This is a genomic window from Luteimonas changyuni (assembly GCF_039548395.1).
Taxonomy (GTDB): domain Bacteria; phylum Pseudomonadota; class Gammaproteobacteria; order Xanthomonadales; family Xanthomonadaceae; genus Luteimonas.
Genome location: NZ_JBCLUZ010000006.1, coordinates 86,486 through 103,709, shown reverse-complemented (window position 1 = coordinate 103,709; position 17,224 = coordinate 86,486). Strand labels below are relative to the sequence as shown.

At 71.9% G+C, this 17,224-nt stretch carries 9 protein-coding genes; 7 read left to right on the top strand and 2 right to left on the bottom strand.

Annotation, left to right across the window (positions count from 1 at the left end):
- The first annotated feature begins 63 nt into the window (after nucleotides 1-63).
- The 5 genes from glyQ (at nucleotide 64) to WCD84_RS04425 (ending at nucleotide 9,327) form a co-directional block, all read left to right on the top strand.
- Nucleotides 64-975, top strand: coding sequence for a glycine--tRNA ligase subunit alpha (glyQ, locus tag WCD84_RS04445; RefSeq protein WP_343278749.1), 912 nt, complete (start codon nucleotides 64-66; stop codon nucleotides 973-975).
- Nucleotides 976-991: 16 nt separating this feature from the next.
- Entirely contained in the window at nucleotides 992-1,231 is a 240-nt protein-coding gene (locus tag WCD84_RS04440; protein ID WP_343254494.1) for a hypothetical protein, read from the top strand.
- Complete coding sequence (gene glyS / locus WCD84_RS04435) at nucleotides 1,228-3,426, top strand: glycine--tRNA ligase subunit beta (RefSeq protein ID WP_343280560.1); 2,199 nt, start codon at nucleotides 1,228-1,230, stop codon at nucleotides 3,424-3,426. Before WCD84_RS04440 ends, glyS begins: the two co-directional genes overlap by 4 nt.
- Before the next feature lie 61 nt (nucleotides 3,427-3,487).
- Nucleotides 3,488-5,401: an autotransporter assembly complex protein TamA gene (locus tag WCD84_RS04430; RefSeq protein ID WP_343280559.1), complete on the top strand. Its 1,914-nt coding sequence runs from the start codon at nucleotides 3,488-3,490 to the stop codon at nucleotides 5,399-5,401.
- Nucleotides 5,401-9,327: a translocation/assembly module TamB domain-containing protein gene (locus WCD84_RS04425; protein WP_343280558.1), complete on the top strand. Its 3,927-nt coding sequence runs from the start codon at nucleotides 5,401-5,403 to the stop codon at nucleotides 9,325-9,327. The genes WCD84_RS04430 and WCD84_RS04425 overlap by 1 nt, the downstream gene beginning before the upstream one ends.
- Before the next feature lie 462 nt (nucleotides 9,328-9,789).
- Here the strand turns inward: WCD84_RS04425 and WCD84_RS04420 are convergent, their stop codons facing one another.
- On the bottom strand, nucleotides 9,790-11,205 hold the full coding sequence (locus tag WCD84_RS04420) for a sialidase family protein (RefSeq protein WP_343280557.1): 1,416 nt from the start codon (nucleotides 11,203-11,205) through the stop codon (nucleotides 9,790-9,792).
- 27 nt (nucleotides 11,206-11,232) lie between these two features.
- Here WCD84_RS04420 and WCD84_RS04415 point away from each other — a divergent pair, with 27 nt between their 5' ends.
- Both WCD84_RS04415 and WCD84_RS04410 read left to right on the top strand, forming a co-directional pair.
- Nucleotides 11,233-11,718 carry a putative signal transducing protein gene (locus tag WCD84_RS04415; protein ID WP_343280556.1) on the top strand — a complete coding sequence of 162 codons (486 nt, stop codon included), beginning with the start codon at nucleotides 11,233-11,235 and terminating at the stop codon, nucleotides 11,716-11,718.
- A 111-nt stretch (nucleotides 11,719-11,829) separates the two neighbouring features.
- Nucleotides 11,830-14,202, top strand: a complete 2,373-nt coding sequence (locus WCD84_RS04410) for a Tex family protein (RefSeq protein ID WP_343280555.1) — start codon at nucleotides 11,830-11,832, stop codon at nucleotides 14,200-14,202.
- Nucleotides 14,203-14,244: 42 nt separating this feature from the next.
- On the opposite strand, the gene WCD84_RS04405 is transcribed toward WCD84_RS04410, so the two are convergent.
- A complete protein-coding gene (locus tag WCD84_RS04405; protein ID WP_343280554.1) occupies nucleotides 14,245-17,184 on the bottom strand; it encodes a two-component regulator propeller domain-containing protein in 2,940 nt (979 codons plus the stop codon).
- Nucleotides 17,185-17,224 lie beyond the last annotated feature (40 nt).

Below are 17,224 nucleotides of genomic sequence, written 5' to 3'. Positions count from 1 at the left end.
GGGGGCGGCCGCTATACTAGCCCGCCCTCCATCCACGCCGCCTCCGGCGGGCACGGACCGCGCATGACCGCACCCACTTTCCAGCAGCTGATCCAGCGGCTCAACGACTTCTGGGCCGCGCAGGGCTGCGTGCTGGTCCAGCCGCTCGACCTCGAGGTCGGCGCCGGCACCTTCCACCCGGCGACGTTCCTGCGTTCGCTCGGGCCGGAGCCGTGGAACGCCGCCTACGTGCAGCCCTGCCGCCGTCCCACCGACGGCCGCTACGGCGAGAACCCCAACCGCCTGCAGCGCTACTACCAGTACCAGGTGGTGATGAAGCCCTCGCCCGACAACATCGTCGAGCTCTATTTCGAATCGCTGAAGAGCGTCGGCGTGGACCCGCTGGTGCACGACCTGCGCCTGGTCGAGGACAACTGGGAATCGCCGACGCTCGGCGCCTGGGGCCTGGGCTGGGAAGTCTGGTTGAACGGCATGGAAGTGACCCAGTTCACCTGGTTCCAGCAGGCCGGCGGCATCGAGTGCAAGCCGGTGCTGGGCGAGATCACCTACGGCCTCGAGCGCCTGTGCATGTATCTGCAGAACGTCGACGACGTGTTCGACCTGGTGTGGACGCACGGCCCCGACGGCACGCCGGTCACCTATCGCGACGTGTACCACCAGAACGAAGTCGAACAGAGCACGTACAACTTCGAGCACGCCGACGTCGCCGAGCTGTTCCACCGCTTCGACGCCTGTGAGGCCGAGGCGATGAAGCTGGTGGAACTCGGCCTGCCGCTGCCCGCCTACGAGCAGGTGATGAAGGCCAGCCACAGCTTCAACATGCTCGATGCCCGGCGCGCGATCAGCGTCACCGAGCGCCAGCGCTACATCCTGCGCGTGCGCAGGCTGTCGCAGGCGGTCGCCGAAGCCTATTTCGCGCAGCGCGAGAAGCTCGGCTTCCCCGGGCTGAAGTCCGCCGCGAAGAACGTCGCCTGACAGGGAGCCACAGCGCATGACCGAGGTCTTCTCCATTGCATTCGTCTACGCCTGGTCCGCGCCGGTGGCGTTCGGATTCTTCGCCGCGTACTGGGCGCAGCAGACCGGGCGCAATGCGTGGCTCTGGCTGCTGTTCGGCGTGCTGCTGATGCCGCTGGCCGGCATCGTCCTGCTGATGCTCAACGGCGACCGCAAACCGACCACGCCGGGCAACGGCCTGGGCCACCTCATCGCGGTCAACAAGGACCTTCCGTGACCGATACCGCTCCACTCCTGATCGAACTGGGCACCGACGAACTTCCCGTCGCCGCGCTGCCGGGCTTGGCACGCGCGTTCCTCGACGGAGTCCGCGACGCACTCACCGCGCGTGGCATCGCCTTCGCAGAGGGCGCACGGCCGCTGTACGGACCGCGCCGGCTCGCCGTCCTGCTGGACGGGGTGGCCACGGTGCAACCCGACCGCGCGTCCGAAGTGCTGGGCCCCTACGTCAACATCGCCCTGGACGCCGAAGGCCAGCCGACGCGAGCGCTGCAGGGTTTCGCGCAGAAGGCCGGCGTCGACTGGAGCACGCTCGAACGCACCACCGACCAGAAGGGCGAGCGTTTCGTGCACCGCTCGGTGACAACCGGCGCCGCCACGCGCGACCTGCTGCCCGAGGTGCTGGACGAAGCCATCGCGGCGATCCCGGTGCCCAAGGCGATGCGCTGGGGCGCGCATGCGCACGCCTTCGCCCGCCCCGTGCACTGGCTGGTGGTGCTGCTCGGCGGCGACGTGGTGCCGGCCAGTGCCTTCGGCATCGCGTCCGACCGCATGAGCCGTGGCCATCGCTTCATGCATGACCGGCCGGCCTGGATCGGCGCACCCGGCGACTACGTCGACGCGCTGCGCGGTGCGAAGGTGCTGGTGGATCCCGAAGAGCGCCGCGCCGCCATCATCTCCGGCGTCGAGGCCGCAGCCACGAAGCTCGGCGGCACCGCGCGCATCGAGCCCGGCAACCTGGCGCAGGTGGAATGCCTGGTCGAATGGCCATCGGCCGTGGCCTGCTCCTTCGACCCCGGCTTCCTGGCCGTGCCGCAGGAGGCGCTGGTGGCGACCATGGAAGCCAACCAGAAGTTCTTCCCGGTGCTGGGCGGGGACGGCCGCCTGACCGAGCACTTCATCGGCGTGGCCAACATCGCCTCGCGCGACGAATCCGAAGTGCGCAAGGGTTACGAACGCGTGATCCGCCCGCGCTTCGCCGACGCCCGCTTCTTCTTCATCGAAGACATGAAGCAGGGCCTGTCGGCGATGAACGACGGCCTGGCCACCGTGACCTACCAGGCGAAGCTCGGCAGCGTGGCCGACAAGGCCGCGCGCGTGGCCGCATTGGCGGAGGCGCTGGCACCGGCGGCGGGGATCGACGCGGCGCTTGCGCGCCAGACCGCGCTGCTGTCGAAGGGCGACCTGCAGTCACGCATGGTCAACGAATTCCCCGAGCTGCAGGGCATCGCCGGGCGCTATTACGCGATCCAGGATCCAGCGCTTGCGGGACTGTCCCCTGGCGATCGCGAGGCGCTGGCCAATGCGCTGGACGAAGCCTGGCAGCCCCGCGGCGCCGGCGACGCCATCGCGCCTTCGCCGCTGGGCCGGCTGCTGGCGATCGCCGAACGCATCGACACCCTGGCCGGCGGGTTCGCGGCCGGGCTCAAGCCCACCGGCAACAAGGATCCTTTCGCCCTGCGCCGCAACGCGCTGGCGCTTGCGCGCACGATCATCGAAGGCGGGCTGGAGCTGGATGTCCACGGAATGCTGGACTCCGCGCGTCGGCTGGCATTGGCCGCCATGGTCGACACCGCCGACTCCGCACTCGCCTCGGCAAGCGGCGAGAAAGAGCAAGCCCGCGCCCGCAAGTCCCTGGAGCAGGCGGTCGCCGAACGCGACGCGGACCAGCATTCCGCCGTCGATGAACTCTACGACTTCGTCATCGAGCGCCTGCGCGGCTACTACGCCGGCCGCGGCGTGCCGGTGCAGCAGTTCAATGCCGTGGCCGCGCTGCGCCCGGCGTCGCTGCGCGACTTCGACCGCCGCATCGACGCCATCGCCAGCTTCGCGAAGCTGCCCGAGGCCGAGGCCCTGGCCGCCGCCGACAAGCGCATCCGCAACATCCTGCGCAAGGCCGAGGGCACGGTGCCCGATACCGTGGATCCCACGCTGCTGCACGAGCCGGCCGAACAGGCCCTGGCCGCCGCGGTGGAATCCGCCTACGCCGACACCGGCGCGCCGCTTGCCGCCGGCAACTACGGCGATGCGCTCGCGCGCCTGGCCCGGCTGCGGCCGCAGGTCGATGCGTTCTTCGACGCGGTGATGGTCAACGCCGAAGATCCCGCCCTGCGCGGCAACCGCCTGGCGCTGCTGCAGCGGCTGTCCTCGCGACTGGGCAGCGTGGCGGCCATCGAACACCTGTCGGCCTGACACCGGGCCCGGGCCGGATTGCGTTAATCGCGCCTCGACACGCCCCCTGTATCCTTCATCGATGCATCCGCCCCGCCGCGCACTCCTCGCCGCCCTTCTGCTCGCAGCCACCGGCGGCGCGCATGCCGTCAGCGTCTCCTCGGTCGAGGTCAAGGGCCTCGACGACGAGATGGAAGAAAACGTCCGCACGTCGCTGTCGCTGGTCGATGCCATCGGCGATGAACTGGGCTGGCGCCGCCTGGGCTACATGCTTCGCGCCGCGGATGACGAGACCCGCGAGGCGCTGGAACCCTTCGGCTACTACTCTCCGCGGATCGTGGTCGAGCGCGTGCGCAACGGCGAGCGCCGGGTGGTGCTGGACACCGCTGCGACCGAGGGCCAGGACGCGGCCGATACGGCGGCCGCGACCGCGGCCGTGGTCCGCGAGGCCGACCGGGACCCCGGGCGCGCGCGCGACGACGCGCAGGCGCCGGTTTCGGTGGTGATCACGGTGGAACCCGGCGACCCCGTGCGCGTGCGCCGCGCCGACATCGCCATCATCGGCGATGGCCACGACGACCCTTACCTCAGCGAAGAGGTCGACGACTTCATTCCGCGCGAGGGCTCTGTACTGCACCACCCGACCTATGAAGCCAGCAAGGCGCGGATCAGCCGCCGGCTGGCGGAGCGCGGTTATTTCGACGCCGATTTCTCCGCCCGCCGGGTCGCGGTCACCCGCGCCGAAGAAGCCGCCGACATCGAACTGGTCTGGACCAGCGGCGACCGCTACGACATGGGCGCAACGCGCTTCACGCAGGCGCCGCACGAGGTGGTCGACAACAGCCTGCTCGAACGCCTGGTGTACTGGGAAGAAGGCCAGTACTACCACCAGGGCCGCCTGGACCGCCTGCGCACCTCACTCAACTCGCTCGATTATTTCAGCCGCGTCGACATCACCCCGCGCCCCGGGGAGGCCGAGGACGGCCGGGTGCCGGTGGACGTCACGCTCACGCCGGCCAAGCGCGATGTCTACAGCGCCGGCCTGAGCTACGGCACCGACAGCGGCGCCGGCGTCCGCCTCGGGCAGGAGCGCCGCTACGTCAACCGCCGCGGACACAAGGCGCTGTGGCAGGTGGACTATGCCCAGAACCGCAAGACCCTGACCCTGCAGTACCGGATCCCGGCCTTCCGCTGGCTCGACGGCTGGTACACGGCCAGCCTGCAGGCCGCCGACGAGCAGACCGACTACATCGACACCCGGCGCATCGAGTTCGTCGCCAGCCGCAGCGGCCAGTACAACCGCAACCTCAACCTGGTGGCCTCGATGCACGCGCTGCGCGAACGCTGGGCCTACGAGTACGAGGCCGACGCCGATCCCACGACGCCACCGGTGTACCGCTATGCCACGTTCACCTATCCCTCGCTGCGCGCGACCTACGTCGACCTCGACGACGCACTGTTCCCGCGCAGCGGCTACAGCGGCAGCTTGCTGCTTCGCGGCGGTGTGGAAGGTGCGGGCTCCGAGGCCAGCTTCGCCCAGGTCCACGCGCGCGCGCACTGGTACCTGGGCATCGGCGACAGCGACCGGCTGATCCTGCGCGGCGAGTACGGCCGCACCGAAACCAGCGCCCTGGTCGACATGCCGCCGAGCCTGCGCTACTACGCCGGCGGCGACGGCAGCATCCGCGGCTACGAATGGCGCGAGGTCGGCCCGCGCGTGGTCGACGATGACGACGACAGCTTCGCCCTGGGCGCGCGCCATGTGTTCACCGCCAGCGCCGAGTACGAACACTACTTCGGCGGCGGGCCCTGGGGCATCGGTGCCTTCGTCGACACCGGCAGCGCCTACGACGGCTCGCCCGACCTGCGCACCGGCGTCGGCGTCGGCCTGCGCTGGCAGACGCCGGTCGGCCCGCTGCGGCTGGATATCGCCCGCGGCCTGGACGATCCGGATTCGCCCTTCACCCTGCATCTCAACATCGGGACCAGCCTGTAGTGGCCCGCACGCCCGACCCCACTCCCGAAGAGCGCGAGGCGCGGATCGCGGATCTGCGCGCGCGGCGCAAGGCGCGCATGCGCGCGCTGGCGATCCGCAGCGCCATCGGCATCGCGGCGCTGCTGGTGCTGGTGCTGGTGGTGGCGTGGTGGCTGCTGTCGACGCTTGGCGGCCGCGACTTCCTGCTGTCGCAGGTGGTGTCGCGCCTGCCCGCCGGAACCACGCTGGAATGGCGCGATGCCGAAGGCCCGGCGTCCGGGCCGCTGACGCTGCACGACGTCGCCTTCCAGCAGCTGGTCTGTCCCGAAGTCGACGACACGCCGGTGCCCTACGGCCAGTGCGCGGCGCCCAACGCGCTGCGCTTCAGCGCCAGGCGGGTCACCATCGACCCGGCGCTGCGACCGCTGCTCGGCCGCGTGCTGCGCCTGGACGCGGCCGAGGTCGAGGGCGCGGTGCTGGAGCTGCCGCCGTCCGACGACGGCGAACCGTTCTCGCTGCCGCGCTGGCCCGAGGTGCTGCCGCAGATCGAACCACCGCTCGGCCTGCAGGCCGACGCCATCGAGATCGACGGTTTCCGCGTGCTGCGCGGCGGCGAGCCGATGATCGACATCGCCAGCGTCCGCGGCGGCATGGAGGCACGCAGCGGGCTGCTGCGCCTGCAGGACATCGTTGTCGACAGCGACCGCGGCGTGTTCAGGGCCGGCGGCGAGTACGCGCCCGGCGACGACTACCGCATGGACCTCACCGCCTCGGCGCTGCTGCCGGCGCCCGCGGGCAGCACGCGGCCGCGCCTGGGTTTGGTGGCACGCGGCAACGTGGCCGCGCTCGACGTGGCGCTGTCCGGGCATGCGCCGGCACCGGTGCGCGCGCGTCTGGGCCTGCGCGGCGGCGAGGACGCGCCGCGGTGGACGTTCACCGCCGCCAGCGAAGCGCTCGATCCCGCGCTGCTGGCAGGTGCCGGCGAGCCCGGCACGCCGCTGGCCTTCGACCTCGACGCCCGCGGCACCGGCGGCCGCGCCGAGCTGCGGGGCGACATCGCGTACGGCGAATTCCGCGCCACCGTGCAGCCCTCGGTGGCCATCCTCGATGAGCAGGTGCTGGAGTTCGACCCGCTGGTGGTCGACGTGCTCGACGGCCGCATCACCGTCACCGGCCGCGGCGACTTCGCCGATCCGCAGGCCGCCAGCGTCCGCTACGCAGTGCTTGCGCGCGGCCTGGCCTGGGCACCGACGCCCGCGGACGGGGCCGCCGCCGATCCCGCCGCGACCGTGCACGCCGACGCCGATATCGGCCTGGCCGGCACCGCCGAGGCCTGGGCCGTGGTCGGCCAGGCCACGCTCACCCGCGATGGCGAAGCCGCCGAGGTCGAGCTGCGTGGCCTCGGCGACCAGTCGCGCCTGGACCTGCGCAGCCTGGTCGCGCGCACGCCCGGCGGCAGCCTGGACGGCAGCGGGCACGTGGCCTGGGCGCCGGCGCCGGGCTGGTCGATCGATGCCGAACTCGCCGGCTTCGACCCCGGCTACTTCGCCCCCGATTTCAGCGGCGCGATCGACGGCCGCATTTCATCCACCGGCAGTACGCGCGACGACGGCGGCCTCGAGCTCACCGTCGATGCCAACGACCTTGGCGGCCAGCTGCGCGGACGCCGGCTCTCCGGCAGCGCCAGCGTCGCCATGCACGGCGCCGCCACCGGCAGCACCGCGCCGGCGGCCTACGAGGGCGAGGCCGCGCTCAGCGTCGGCGGCAGCCGGATCGACGCCCGCGGCCGCGTCGACCAGCGGCTCGACATTGAAGCGACGCTGGCGCCGCTGCAGCTCGACGACCTGCTGCCCGGCACCGCGGGACGCGTCCAGGGCACGCTCACCGTCGCCGGCGAGCGCAACACTCCCGACCTGCGCGCCGACCTCGACGGCAGCGGGCTGCGCTATGGCGACTACACCGCCGACAGCCTGCAGCTGCGTGGCCACCTGCCCTGGCGCAGCGGCGGCGGCGAGCTCAAGCTCGACGCGCGCGGCGTGCAGGCGGGCCTGGCCCTGGACACGCTGGCGCTGCGCGCGCGCGGTGCGGTCGAAGACCTTCAGCTCGACGCCGAGGCCCGCGGCGACATCGGCCACGCGACGCTGTCCGGCAGCGCCCGGCGCGGCGGCAACGGCCTCTGGCGCGGCGCGCTCGACGCGCTCCAGGTCGCCCCTGCGGTCGGTGCCGCCTGGCGCCTGCAGTCCACGGCCGCCTTCGCCCAGGCAGCGGGCGGGCGCTGGACGCTGTCGCCGGCCTGCCTGGCCCCGGAGGTCGGCGGCCACCTTTGCGCCAGCGCCGACTGGCCGCGGCAGGGGCTGTCGATCGACGGCGAACAGCTGCCGCTTGCCCTGGTCGCTCCGTACCTTCCCAAACAGGGCAGCGGCCGCCCCTGGTTCCTCGAGGGCAATATCGACATCGACGGCCGCCTGCGCCCGGCCGGCAATGCCTGGCAGGGCCATTTCAACCTCGCCTCGGCCAGCGGTGCGCTGCGCACCAGCGCGCGCTCACGCCGCGACGTGCTGTCCTACAGCGGCCTGGCGCTGGACGCGGAGTTCGATGCCAACCGCATCGCCGCAACGCTCGGCCTGGGTTTCAACGGCAGCGGCCGCATCGACGCGCAGCTGCGCACCGGCTGGGACGCGTACGCACCGCTGGAAGGCAATATCACCGCTGCCACCAGCGAGCTGACCTGGCTTGAACTGTTCTCGCCCGACATCGTCTCGCCCGAGGGACGCCTGGACGCCGACGTCAGCCTGGCGGGCACCCGCGCCGAACCGCGGCTTGGCGGCAGCGCCGCCCTGACCGGTTTCAGCGCCGAGATCCCGTCGCTGGCTATCGCGATCGTTGATGGCCAGGCCCGGCTGGAGGCCCTGCCCGACGGCAGCGCGCGCATCAGCGGCACGCTCGGCACCGGCGGCGACGGGCGATTGGCGATCGACGGCAGCCTCGGCTGGCAAACGGAGGGCTCGCCGCTGCTGCTGCAGGTGCGCGGCGACAACGTGCTGCTGTCCGACACCCGCGACCTGCGCGCGGTCGCCAGCCCCGACATCGAGGTGCGCTATGCCGCCGGCCGGCCACTGCAGGTCAGCGGCCGGGTGCTGGTGCCAAGCGCACGCATGGACCTGGAGCGGCTCAGCGACGGCGTCTCGGCGTCGCCGGACGTGGTGGTGCTCGACCCGGTCGATCCCGAAGAGGGCCCGGCCATGGCGATGGAGCTCGACCTCACGCTCGCCATGGGCGATGACGTGCATCTGAACGGTTTCGGCCTCGAAGGCGAACTGACCGGCGAGCTGCGCGTGCTCTCGCGCGCCGGTCGCGAGATGACCGGCCAGGGCATGCTCGAAGTCGGTGGCCGGTATGAAGCCTATGGCCAGGAGCTGGCGATCACCCGCGGCCGCCTTGAATGGTCGAACACGCCGGTCTCCGATCCGCTGCTCGACATCCGCGCCGAGCGCAAGGTCGGCGACGTGACCGCCGGCATCAACGTCGACGGCCGCGCCTCGGCGCCGCGCGCCCGGGTCTGGACCGATCCCGCCAGCGACGAGTCGGAAGCCCTGGCCCTGCTCGCGCTGGGACGCCCGCTGTCGAGCCTGAGCGGCCGCCAGGCCAGCGACCTCGATGCCGCATCCGCGGCGCTCAACGCCGGCGGCAGCCTGCTGGCAGGGCAGCTGGGCAAGCAGATCGGCCTCGACGACGCCGGCGTGATGGAATCGCGCGCGCTCGGCGGCAGCGTGCTCGGCATCGGCAAGCAGCTGTCACCGCGGCTGTACGTCGGCTTCGGCGTCTCGCTGCTGGGCACCGGCCAGGTGCTGACGCTGAAGTACCTGCTGCGCAAGGGCTTCGACATCGAAGTCGAATCCAGCACCCTGGAAAGCCGCGGCTCCGTCAACTACCGCCACGAACGCTAGCCGGCTTTCGCAGGAGCGGCTGCAGCCGCGAAGCCCTGTAGGAGCAGCTATAGCTGCGAAGCGTTCGTGGGAGCAGCTATAGCTGCGAAGCCGTTGCGGGATCGCCTGCAACCATAAAGCCATCGCTTCGCCCCGGTCGCGGCCATGGCCGCTCCTACAAAATCAGTTGCAGCAGCAGCTGTAGCTGCGAAGCCGTTGCGGGATCGCCTGCAACCTCAAAGCCATCGTTCGTCCCGGTCGCGGCCATGGCCGCTCCTACAAAATCAGTTGCAGCAGCAGCTGTAGCTGCGAAGCCGTTGCAACAGCAGCCACCCGCGAAGCCCTTGTGGGAGCAGCTATAGCTGCGAAGCCGTTGCGGGATCGCGTGCAACCTCAAAGCCATCGCTTCGCCCGGTCGCGGCCATGGCCGCTCCCACAAGTTCGTGGCTGGCGGCGGCAGCCGGAATCAGCTGGCGGCGGCGCTCACGGCCCGGCCGTCGCCGGCACGATCCGGGCGCCGCGCAGGCCGGGCACGCCGTCGTGGACATCCGTCCAGACCACGTGCGCGATGCCGCCGGCGACCGCCAGCTGCGGGAAGCCGGTGCCGCGGCCGCGGCCGGTGAGGTGGGCGACACCGATGCGCTCGAACTCCGTGACCAGGTCCGGCGAGCGCCGCGACAGCCACAGCGACTGGCCACCGTTTTCTTCCCGCAGCCACAGCACCCAGGCCTGGCCATCGCCGAGTGCAATGGCGACGCGACCGTGCACCGCTTCGCCGCGATCAAGCGTGACCGGTGCAGCGAAACTGTCACCGGCATCTCCGCTGTAGGCGATGCGTACCTCGGGCACGTCGCCATCGGCGGCCGTGTACCAGGCGACCACGGCCGTGTCACCGTCGGCGGCCACCGCGGGCCCGTTGACCGGGCAGGCCGGCATCACCCAGTTGTCGGCGTGCACCGCCTTCGGCGTGGTCCAGGCCTCGCCGTCCAGGCGCGTGGCCAGGATGTCGCGCACTTCACCCTCGGCGCGGCCGCGATAGACCAGCAGCGGACCGCGCGCGGTGACCGCGGCGCTGGTCTGGCAGCAGTCGCAGACGCTGGCGTCGATCTCGACGTCGGCGGCCTGGCGAAGGTGGCCGTCGAAGCTTGCGGCGCGCAGGGTCATCGCAGCCGGGTCTGCAACGGCAGCGGCACTGGCGGCGTTCGTCATCGCATCGGTGCCGCCGCTGGCGGCATTCGTTGCCGCGCCCGTCGTCGCACCGGTTGCCGCGTCGCCCGCTGCGCCCGCTGCGTCCGCTGCGTCGTGGTCCGCGTGCCCGTTGCCGGCAGTGTTGCGCCCGTCCAGCCACGCGATCCCGAGCGTGCCCTGTCCCTGCGGCCATATCGAGACGAAGCCGTGTTCGGTCTGCGTGCCGTCATCGTGCGGGCTCACCGGCTCGCTCCAGCTGCGGCCGCCGTCGAGCGAGGTGCTCAGCCGGACGTCATAGGCATAGGGCGCGTCGCCGTTCTTCTGCAGCCAGTGCGCCCACAGCGCGCCGTTGGGCGTGGCCATGATGTGCGGCGTGTCGGCCCAGTTGACGAACATGCTGTTGCCCACCGCGATCGTCACCGGCGCCGATTCCCAGCGCGCGCCTGCGAGGTCGTAGCTGGAGAACTGCAGGATGTGGCGGCGCCCGGGCTGCGAATTGGTCCAGGCCAGCAGCAGCTTCCCGCCGTCGACGGCGGCCAGGTCGGGAAGCGCCGAACCGGGCAGCATCGCCGGCAGCGGCCATTCCTCGACCACGCGCGCGGCGGCGGGATCGACCGCGGCAGTGGACGCCGCCGGGACGGGTGCCGGTGCCTCGCTGCCGCATCCGGCAACAAGGCCCAGCGCGGCAAGGGTGATCATGGCGATGCGCATGCCGGCAGCGTACCGTAGGGATCGACCATGTTCACCACCGTCGCCGCCTATACCGATCCGATCGAAGCCCAGCTCGCGGCCGGCCTGCTGCAGGCGGAAGGCATCCCCGCGCGCCTGGACGATACCGGCACCGCGATCGCCAACTGGGAATGGCGGCTGGCCATCGGCGGCATGCGGCTGCGCGTGCCCGACGCGCAGGCCATCCACGCGCGACGCGTGCTGGCGGCGCTGGACGCCGGTGAATACGCGCTGGACGAGGATGCGCCGTTCGACGAAGGCGACCAAGGCAGCATTCACGGCGCCCACGGCCTTGAGCACGTGTCTGTCGCGGGCGATACCGGCGGCAGCGGAGACCGCAGCTCGCGTGACTCCCGGCGCGAAGCCGGCGCGCTGCATGCACCCGACCGCGAAAGCGTCTCCAGCCGAATCGCCTGGGCGGCGCTGATGCTGCTTGGCCTGCCGCTGCCCTGGCGACGCCGGCGTGACCACGGAGCGGCAACCCGCCGCGTGTGAGCGCAGCGCGCCTGACCCGCGCGCGGCGCGCTGTCAACGGGTTCCGCGCATCGCGATGCGGGGCCACAATCGGCGCCTCCGCGGCTTGCGCCGCCCGATGCAAGACCACTGATGGCTGACCCCAAGACCGCGCTCGCGCGCAAGATCGCCCGGACCATCGCCGATGAGATCGGTGCCCGACAGACCCAGGTCGAGGCCGCCGTCGGCCTGCTCGACGAAGGCGCGACCGTGCCCTTCATCGCGCGCTACCGCAAGGAAGTCACCGAGGGCCTGGACGACACCCAGCTGCGCGATCTTGAAACGCGCCTGGCCTACCTGCGCGAACTCGAAGACCGGCGCGCCGCGATCCTCGCCACCATCGACGAGCAGGGCAAGTTGACGGACGAACTGCGCGCCGACATCGAGGCCGCCGACAGCAAGGCGCGCCTGGAAGACCTCTACCTGCCGTACAAGCAGAAGCGCCGCACCCGCGCCCAGATCGCGCGCGAGGCCGGGCTGGAGCCGCTGGCCGACGGCCTGCTGGCCGATCCGGCGCAGGTGCCGGAGGAATTCGCGCTGCAGTTCGTCGACGCCGAAAAGGGCGTGGCCGACGCGAAGGCAGCGCTTGAAGGCGCACGCGCGATCCTGCTCGAGCGCTGGGGCGAGGACGCGAGCCTGGTCGGCGAACTTCGCGAATGGCTGGCAAGCTGCGGCGTGATCCGTTCGAAGGTGGCCGAAGGCAAGGAGGCCGCGGGAGAGAAGTTCCGCGACTACTTCGACCACGCCGAGCCGCTGTCGAAGATTCCCTCGCACCGCCTGCTGGCGCTGTTCCGCGGCCGCCGCGAAGAATTCCTTCAGCTTGAACTCGACCCGGGCGCCGACCTCGACGCCGGCAACGCCTACGCCGAGGGCCGCGTCGCCCTGCAGGCCGGCATCCGCAACGACGGCCGCGCCGCCGACGCCTGGCTGCTCAACGCCTGCCGCCTGGCCTGGCGCGCGAAGCTGCAGCTGCACCTGATGCTGGACCTGTTCGCGCAGGCGCGCGAGAAGGCCGAAGCCGAAGCCATCACCGTGTTCGGCGACAACCTCAAGGACCTGATGCTGGCCGCGCCCGCGGGACCGAAGGCCGTGCTCGGCATCGACCCGGGCATCCGCACCGGCTGCAAGGTCGCGGTGGTGGATGCGACCGGCAAGCTGGTCGCGACCGACACGATCTATCCGCACGAGCCACGCAAACAGTGGGACCAGTCGGTGCACACGCTGCGCAGGCTGTGCGCCGAACACGGCGTGCAGCTGGTGGCGATCGGCAACGGCACCGCGTCGCGCGAGACCGACCGCCTCGCCGCCGACGTCATGAAGGCCGCGCCCGAACTGAAGCTGCAGAAGATCGTGGTCAGCGAGGCCGGTGCCTCGGTGTACTCGGCGTCGGAGCTTGCCGCGAAGGAGTTCCCCGGCCTCGACGTGTCGATCCGCGGCGCGGTGTCGATCGCGCGCCGCCTGCAGGACCCGCTGGCCGAACTGGTCAAGATCGAACCCAAGGCGATCGGCGTCGGCCAGTACCAGCACGACGTCGACCAGTACCGCCTCGCGCGCGCGCTCGACGCCCGCGTCGAGGACTGCGTGAACGCGGTCGGCGTGCATGTGAACACCGCATCGAGCGCGCTGCTGGCGCGCGTGTCCGGCCTGTCGTCGACGGTGGCCGCGAACATCGTCGCCCATCGTGATGCCAACGGCCCCTTCAAGCGCCGCAAGGACCTGCTGAAGGTGCCGCGCCTGGGCGACAAGACCTTCGAACAGTGCGCCGGCTTCCTGCGCATCGCCGACGGCGACGAGCCGCTGGACGGCTCCGCCGTGCACCCGGAAGCCTATCCGGTGGTCGAGCGCATCGTGGCCGCGACCGGCCGGCCGATCCACGCGCTGGTGGGCGACGCCGGTTTCGTGCGCACGCTGAAGGCGCGCGAGTTCACCGACGAGCGCTTCGGCGAACCGACCGTGCGCGACATCCTCGCCGAGCTTGAAAAGCCCGGCCGCGACCCGCGACCCGAGTTCAAGGCCGCGGTGTTCGCCGACGGCGTCGAGGACATCAAGGACCTGCGCGAAGGCATGATCCTGGAAGGCGTGGTGTCGAACGTCGCCGCCTTCGGCGCCTTCGTCGACATCGGCGTGCACCAGGACGGCCTGGTCCACATCTCGGCGCTGTCGGACCGCTACGTGAAGGACCCGCGCGAGGTGGTGAAGGCCGGCGACATCGTCAAGGTGAAGGTGCTGGAGGTCGACGTGGCGCGCAAGCGCATCGCGCTGACCCGGCGCCTGGACGACACCCCGGCGCCGCGGGATGCGCGGCCGGATGCGCGCCGCGATGATGGCCCGCGCGGCAACCGTGGCGGTGGCGGCAACCATCGCGGCGGCCCCGCGGCCCGCGGCGGCGGCACCCCCGCGCGCACCGCCGCGGCACCGGCCAACAACGCCCTGGCCGACGCCTTCGCCCGCGCCAAGCGCAGCTGAGCCACGCGCCCGTGCCCCGCCCAGCGGGGCATGCGGCCCGCCTCAGGCCGCGACGACACGGTCCCGGCCGCTGCGCTTGGCCTCGTACAGGCGCTCGTCGGCACGCCGCAGCAGGTCGTCCGGCTGCTCGCCCGCGGCGCGCTCCACCAGGCCCGCGCTGATGGTGCACACCAGGTCGTCGCCGAGCGATGCGATCCGCAGCGCGGCGATGTCCATGCGCACCTGCTCCACCCGGGACCGGCCAGCGTCCAGGGTCATGTCGTGGAGCACCACCAGGAACTCCTCGCCACCGGTCCGCCCCACGAACACGGACGGATCCCGCAGCGAGTCGAGCAGGCGCGCGCCCACGTGCGCCAGGACCTGGTCGCCGACCTGGTGCCCGTGGCGATCGTTGATGGCCTTGAAGCGGTCGACATCGAGCAGCGCCACGCACAGCGGGCTGCCGGTGGCCTCGGCGCGCGCCACCGCGGACTCCAGGCACAGGTCGCAGGCGCGGCGGTTGGGCAGGCCGGTCAGGGCATCGTGGTGTGCCTGGTGGGCGAGCTGCTCCATCAGCTGTTCGCGCTCGCGCGATGCCTGTTCCAGTTCGGCGTTCTTCTCGCGAAGCTCCTCGGTCCGCTGCGCGACCTTCGACTCCAGCCGCCGCTGGCGCCCGCGCTGGCGGCGGTCCGACCAGGCGTACAGGCCGGCCAGCAGCAGCGCCAGTCCGGACACGCCGAGCAGGCGCACGCTCGTGCGCGCCCACCAGGGCGTCGCGACCGCGAGCTCCACCTGCGCCTGGTTGGCCGGGCGCGACCAGTCCGCCGGCGCCCGCGCCACCTGGACCTCGAACCGCGCCGTGCCCGCCGGCAAGTGGGTGTAGGTCACTTCACCGGCGGTGCCGGCTTCGATCCAGTCGGCGTCGACGCCCTGCATCCGGTAGCGGTAGCGCAGGCTGTTCGGACTGCGCTGGCTGATGCCGGTGTACTGGATCAGCACGCGCCCGCCGGGCGGGACGTCCGTCGCCGGCACGCCGTTCACCAGCACCCGGTCGATCACCAGCGCGACCTGGCCGGCGGACGCGTCCGCGACCCGGGCGGGATCGAAGACCGCGATCCCGGCCGCGGTCGGCATCCACAGCTCGCCGCTGGCCATGCGCCAGCCGGCCGGCGAGCTGCCGCCGTTGGACTGGCGGCTGGGCATGCCGTCGTCGCGGGTGAAGGACTGCATGTCGAGTTGCACCACTTTGCCGCGGTCGACCTCGTCGAATGCACGGCGCGGGATCCGGGTCACGCCCTCGTTGCTGCTGACCCACAGGTTGCCGAAGTCGTCGGGCAGGATCCGGAACAGCGCGCTCCCGGTCAGTCCTTCCCGCCGCCCGTAGAGCTTGAAGGCGCCATCGCGATGGCGCAGCACGCCGCGGTCGCTCGCGATCCAGAGCGTGCCGTCGGGATCGGACAGGAAGTCGAAGGCGGACAGTGCCGGGAAGTCGACCTCCGGCTCCAGTACCGCCAGGCGGCCATCGGGTCCGCGTCGCGCCAACCCGCCGAGGAGGCCGACCCAGAGCGTGCCGTCGTCGGCGTGGTGCAGGGCGCGGACCGGGAGCGCCGGCAGCGCGGGGAAGGGCTGCGCCGCGGCCTGGCCGTCCCGCCAGGCCGTGAGCCCGCGCTCGGTGCCGATCCACAGCGTCCCGTCGGGATCCTCCAGCAGCGCGCGGACCTGCTCGGTGGCCAGCGGGCTGCCTTCCGGGACCAGGGCGCGCGCATGCGCCTCGGCACCGGGAGCGAAGTGCATCACGCCGCGGTTGTAGGTGCCCGCCCAGACGCCGCCATCGGAGGCCGGCGCCAGCGACAGCACCGACGCCGACGGCCATCCCGACCGCGGCAGCAGGACCTCCACCCGCTCGTCGCGGAGGCGACTCAAGCCGCCGGAATGCCCCACCCAGACCTGGCCGTCGGCCGTCTCCACCAGGCTGCGGACGTAGTCGTTGCGCAGCCCCTGCTCCTTGCCCACGCCCCAGACCGGCCCGTCGCCGACGCGGAACAGGCCATGCGTGGTCCCCATCCAGACCAGGCCCTCGCGCCCTTCGAACAGCGCGCCGGAGGCGAAACCCTCGATGCCGTGGCGCTGGTCCAGCTGCTGCCATTCGCCCTGCCAGTAGCGCAGCAGCGTGCTGTCGGTGGCGGCGACCCACAGCGCGCCCTGGCGGTCCTGGATGATCCCTTCGACCGCACCGCGGCGCAGCCGCTCCAGGCGATCGCCGCGCAGCCGCCAGACGCCATGTTCGCCGCCGATCCACAGGGCTTTGTCCTGCGTCCGTACCAGGCCCCGGATCTCGCCCGCGGGCAGTCCCAGGTCCGCGCCCAGGGTCTCCAGGCGGCCGTTGTTCCAGCGATACAGGCCGTGCCGGTTGCCGACCAGGAGGCTTCCGTCCTCCTGTGCCAGCAGCGCCAGCACGTCGAGTCCGGCCAGCGCGTCCCCGCCCCCGGCGCGCGCGCAGGCTCCGGCCCCGTCGGCCCGGTACAGGCCTTGGCGGGCGACGATCCAGTAGCCGCCATCGGTGCCAGGTGCCACCCGCGCAACCTCCAGCCCGGGAACATCCACGCATGCCGGGCGCGCGCGCCCGCCATCGGGCACGTACATCAGGCCGAGATGGTCGACCGACGCCAGCATCCCGTCCCCGTGGCGCATGATCTGGCGCGACGCAAGGCGCCGGCCGTCGGGGTGGTTCAGGTCCTCGACCGCGCGGAAATCGCGCCCGTCGAAGCGCACCGTGCCTTCCCAGGTCGCAATCCACAGGAAGCCGTCGCCGTCCTGGCTGATCGCATGGACCTGGCCGTGGGGCAGGCCGTCGTCGGCGTTCCAGCGGGTGACCGTGTAGCGCCCGGTCGGCTGCGCCGGGTCCAGAGCCAGGGCCGGGCCCGCGGCCAGCCATGCACAGGCCAGCGCCGTGGCCCATGCGCGCGAAAGCCACGCTGTCGCGCTGAGTCTGGATGCGTCCATGCCTGGCATGCCGTTCAACGTGCCCCTGTCCGCGTTTCGC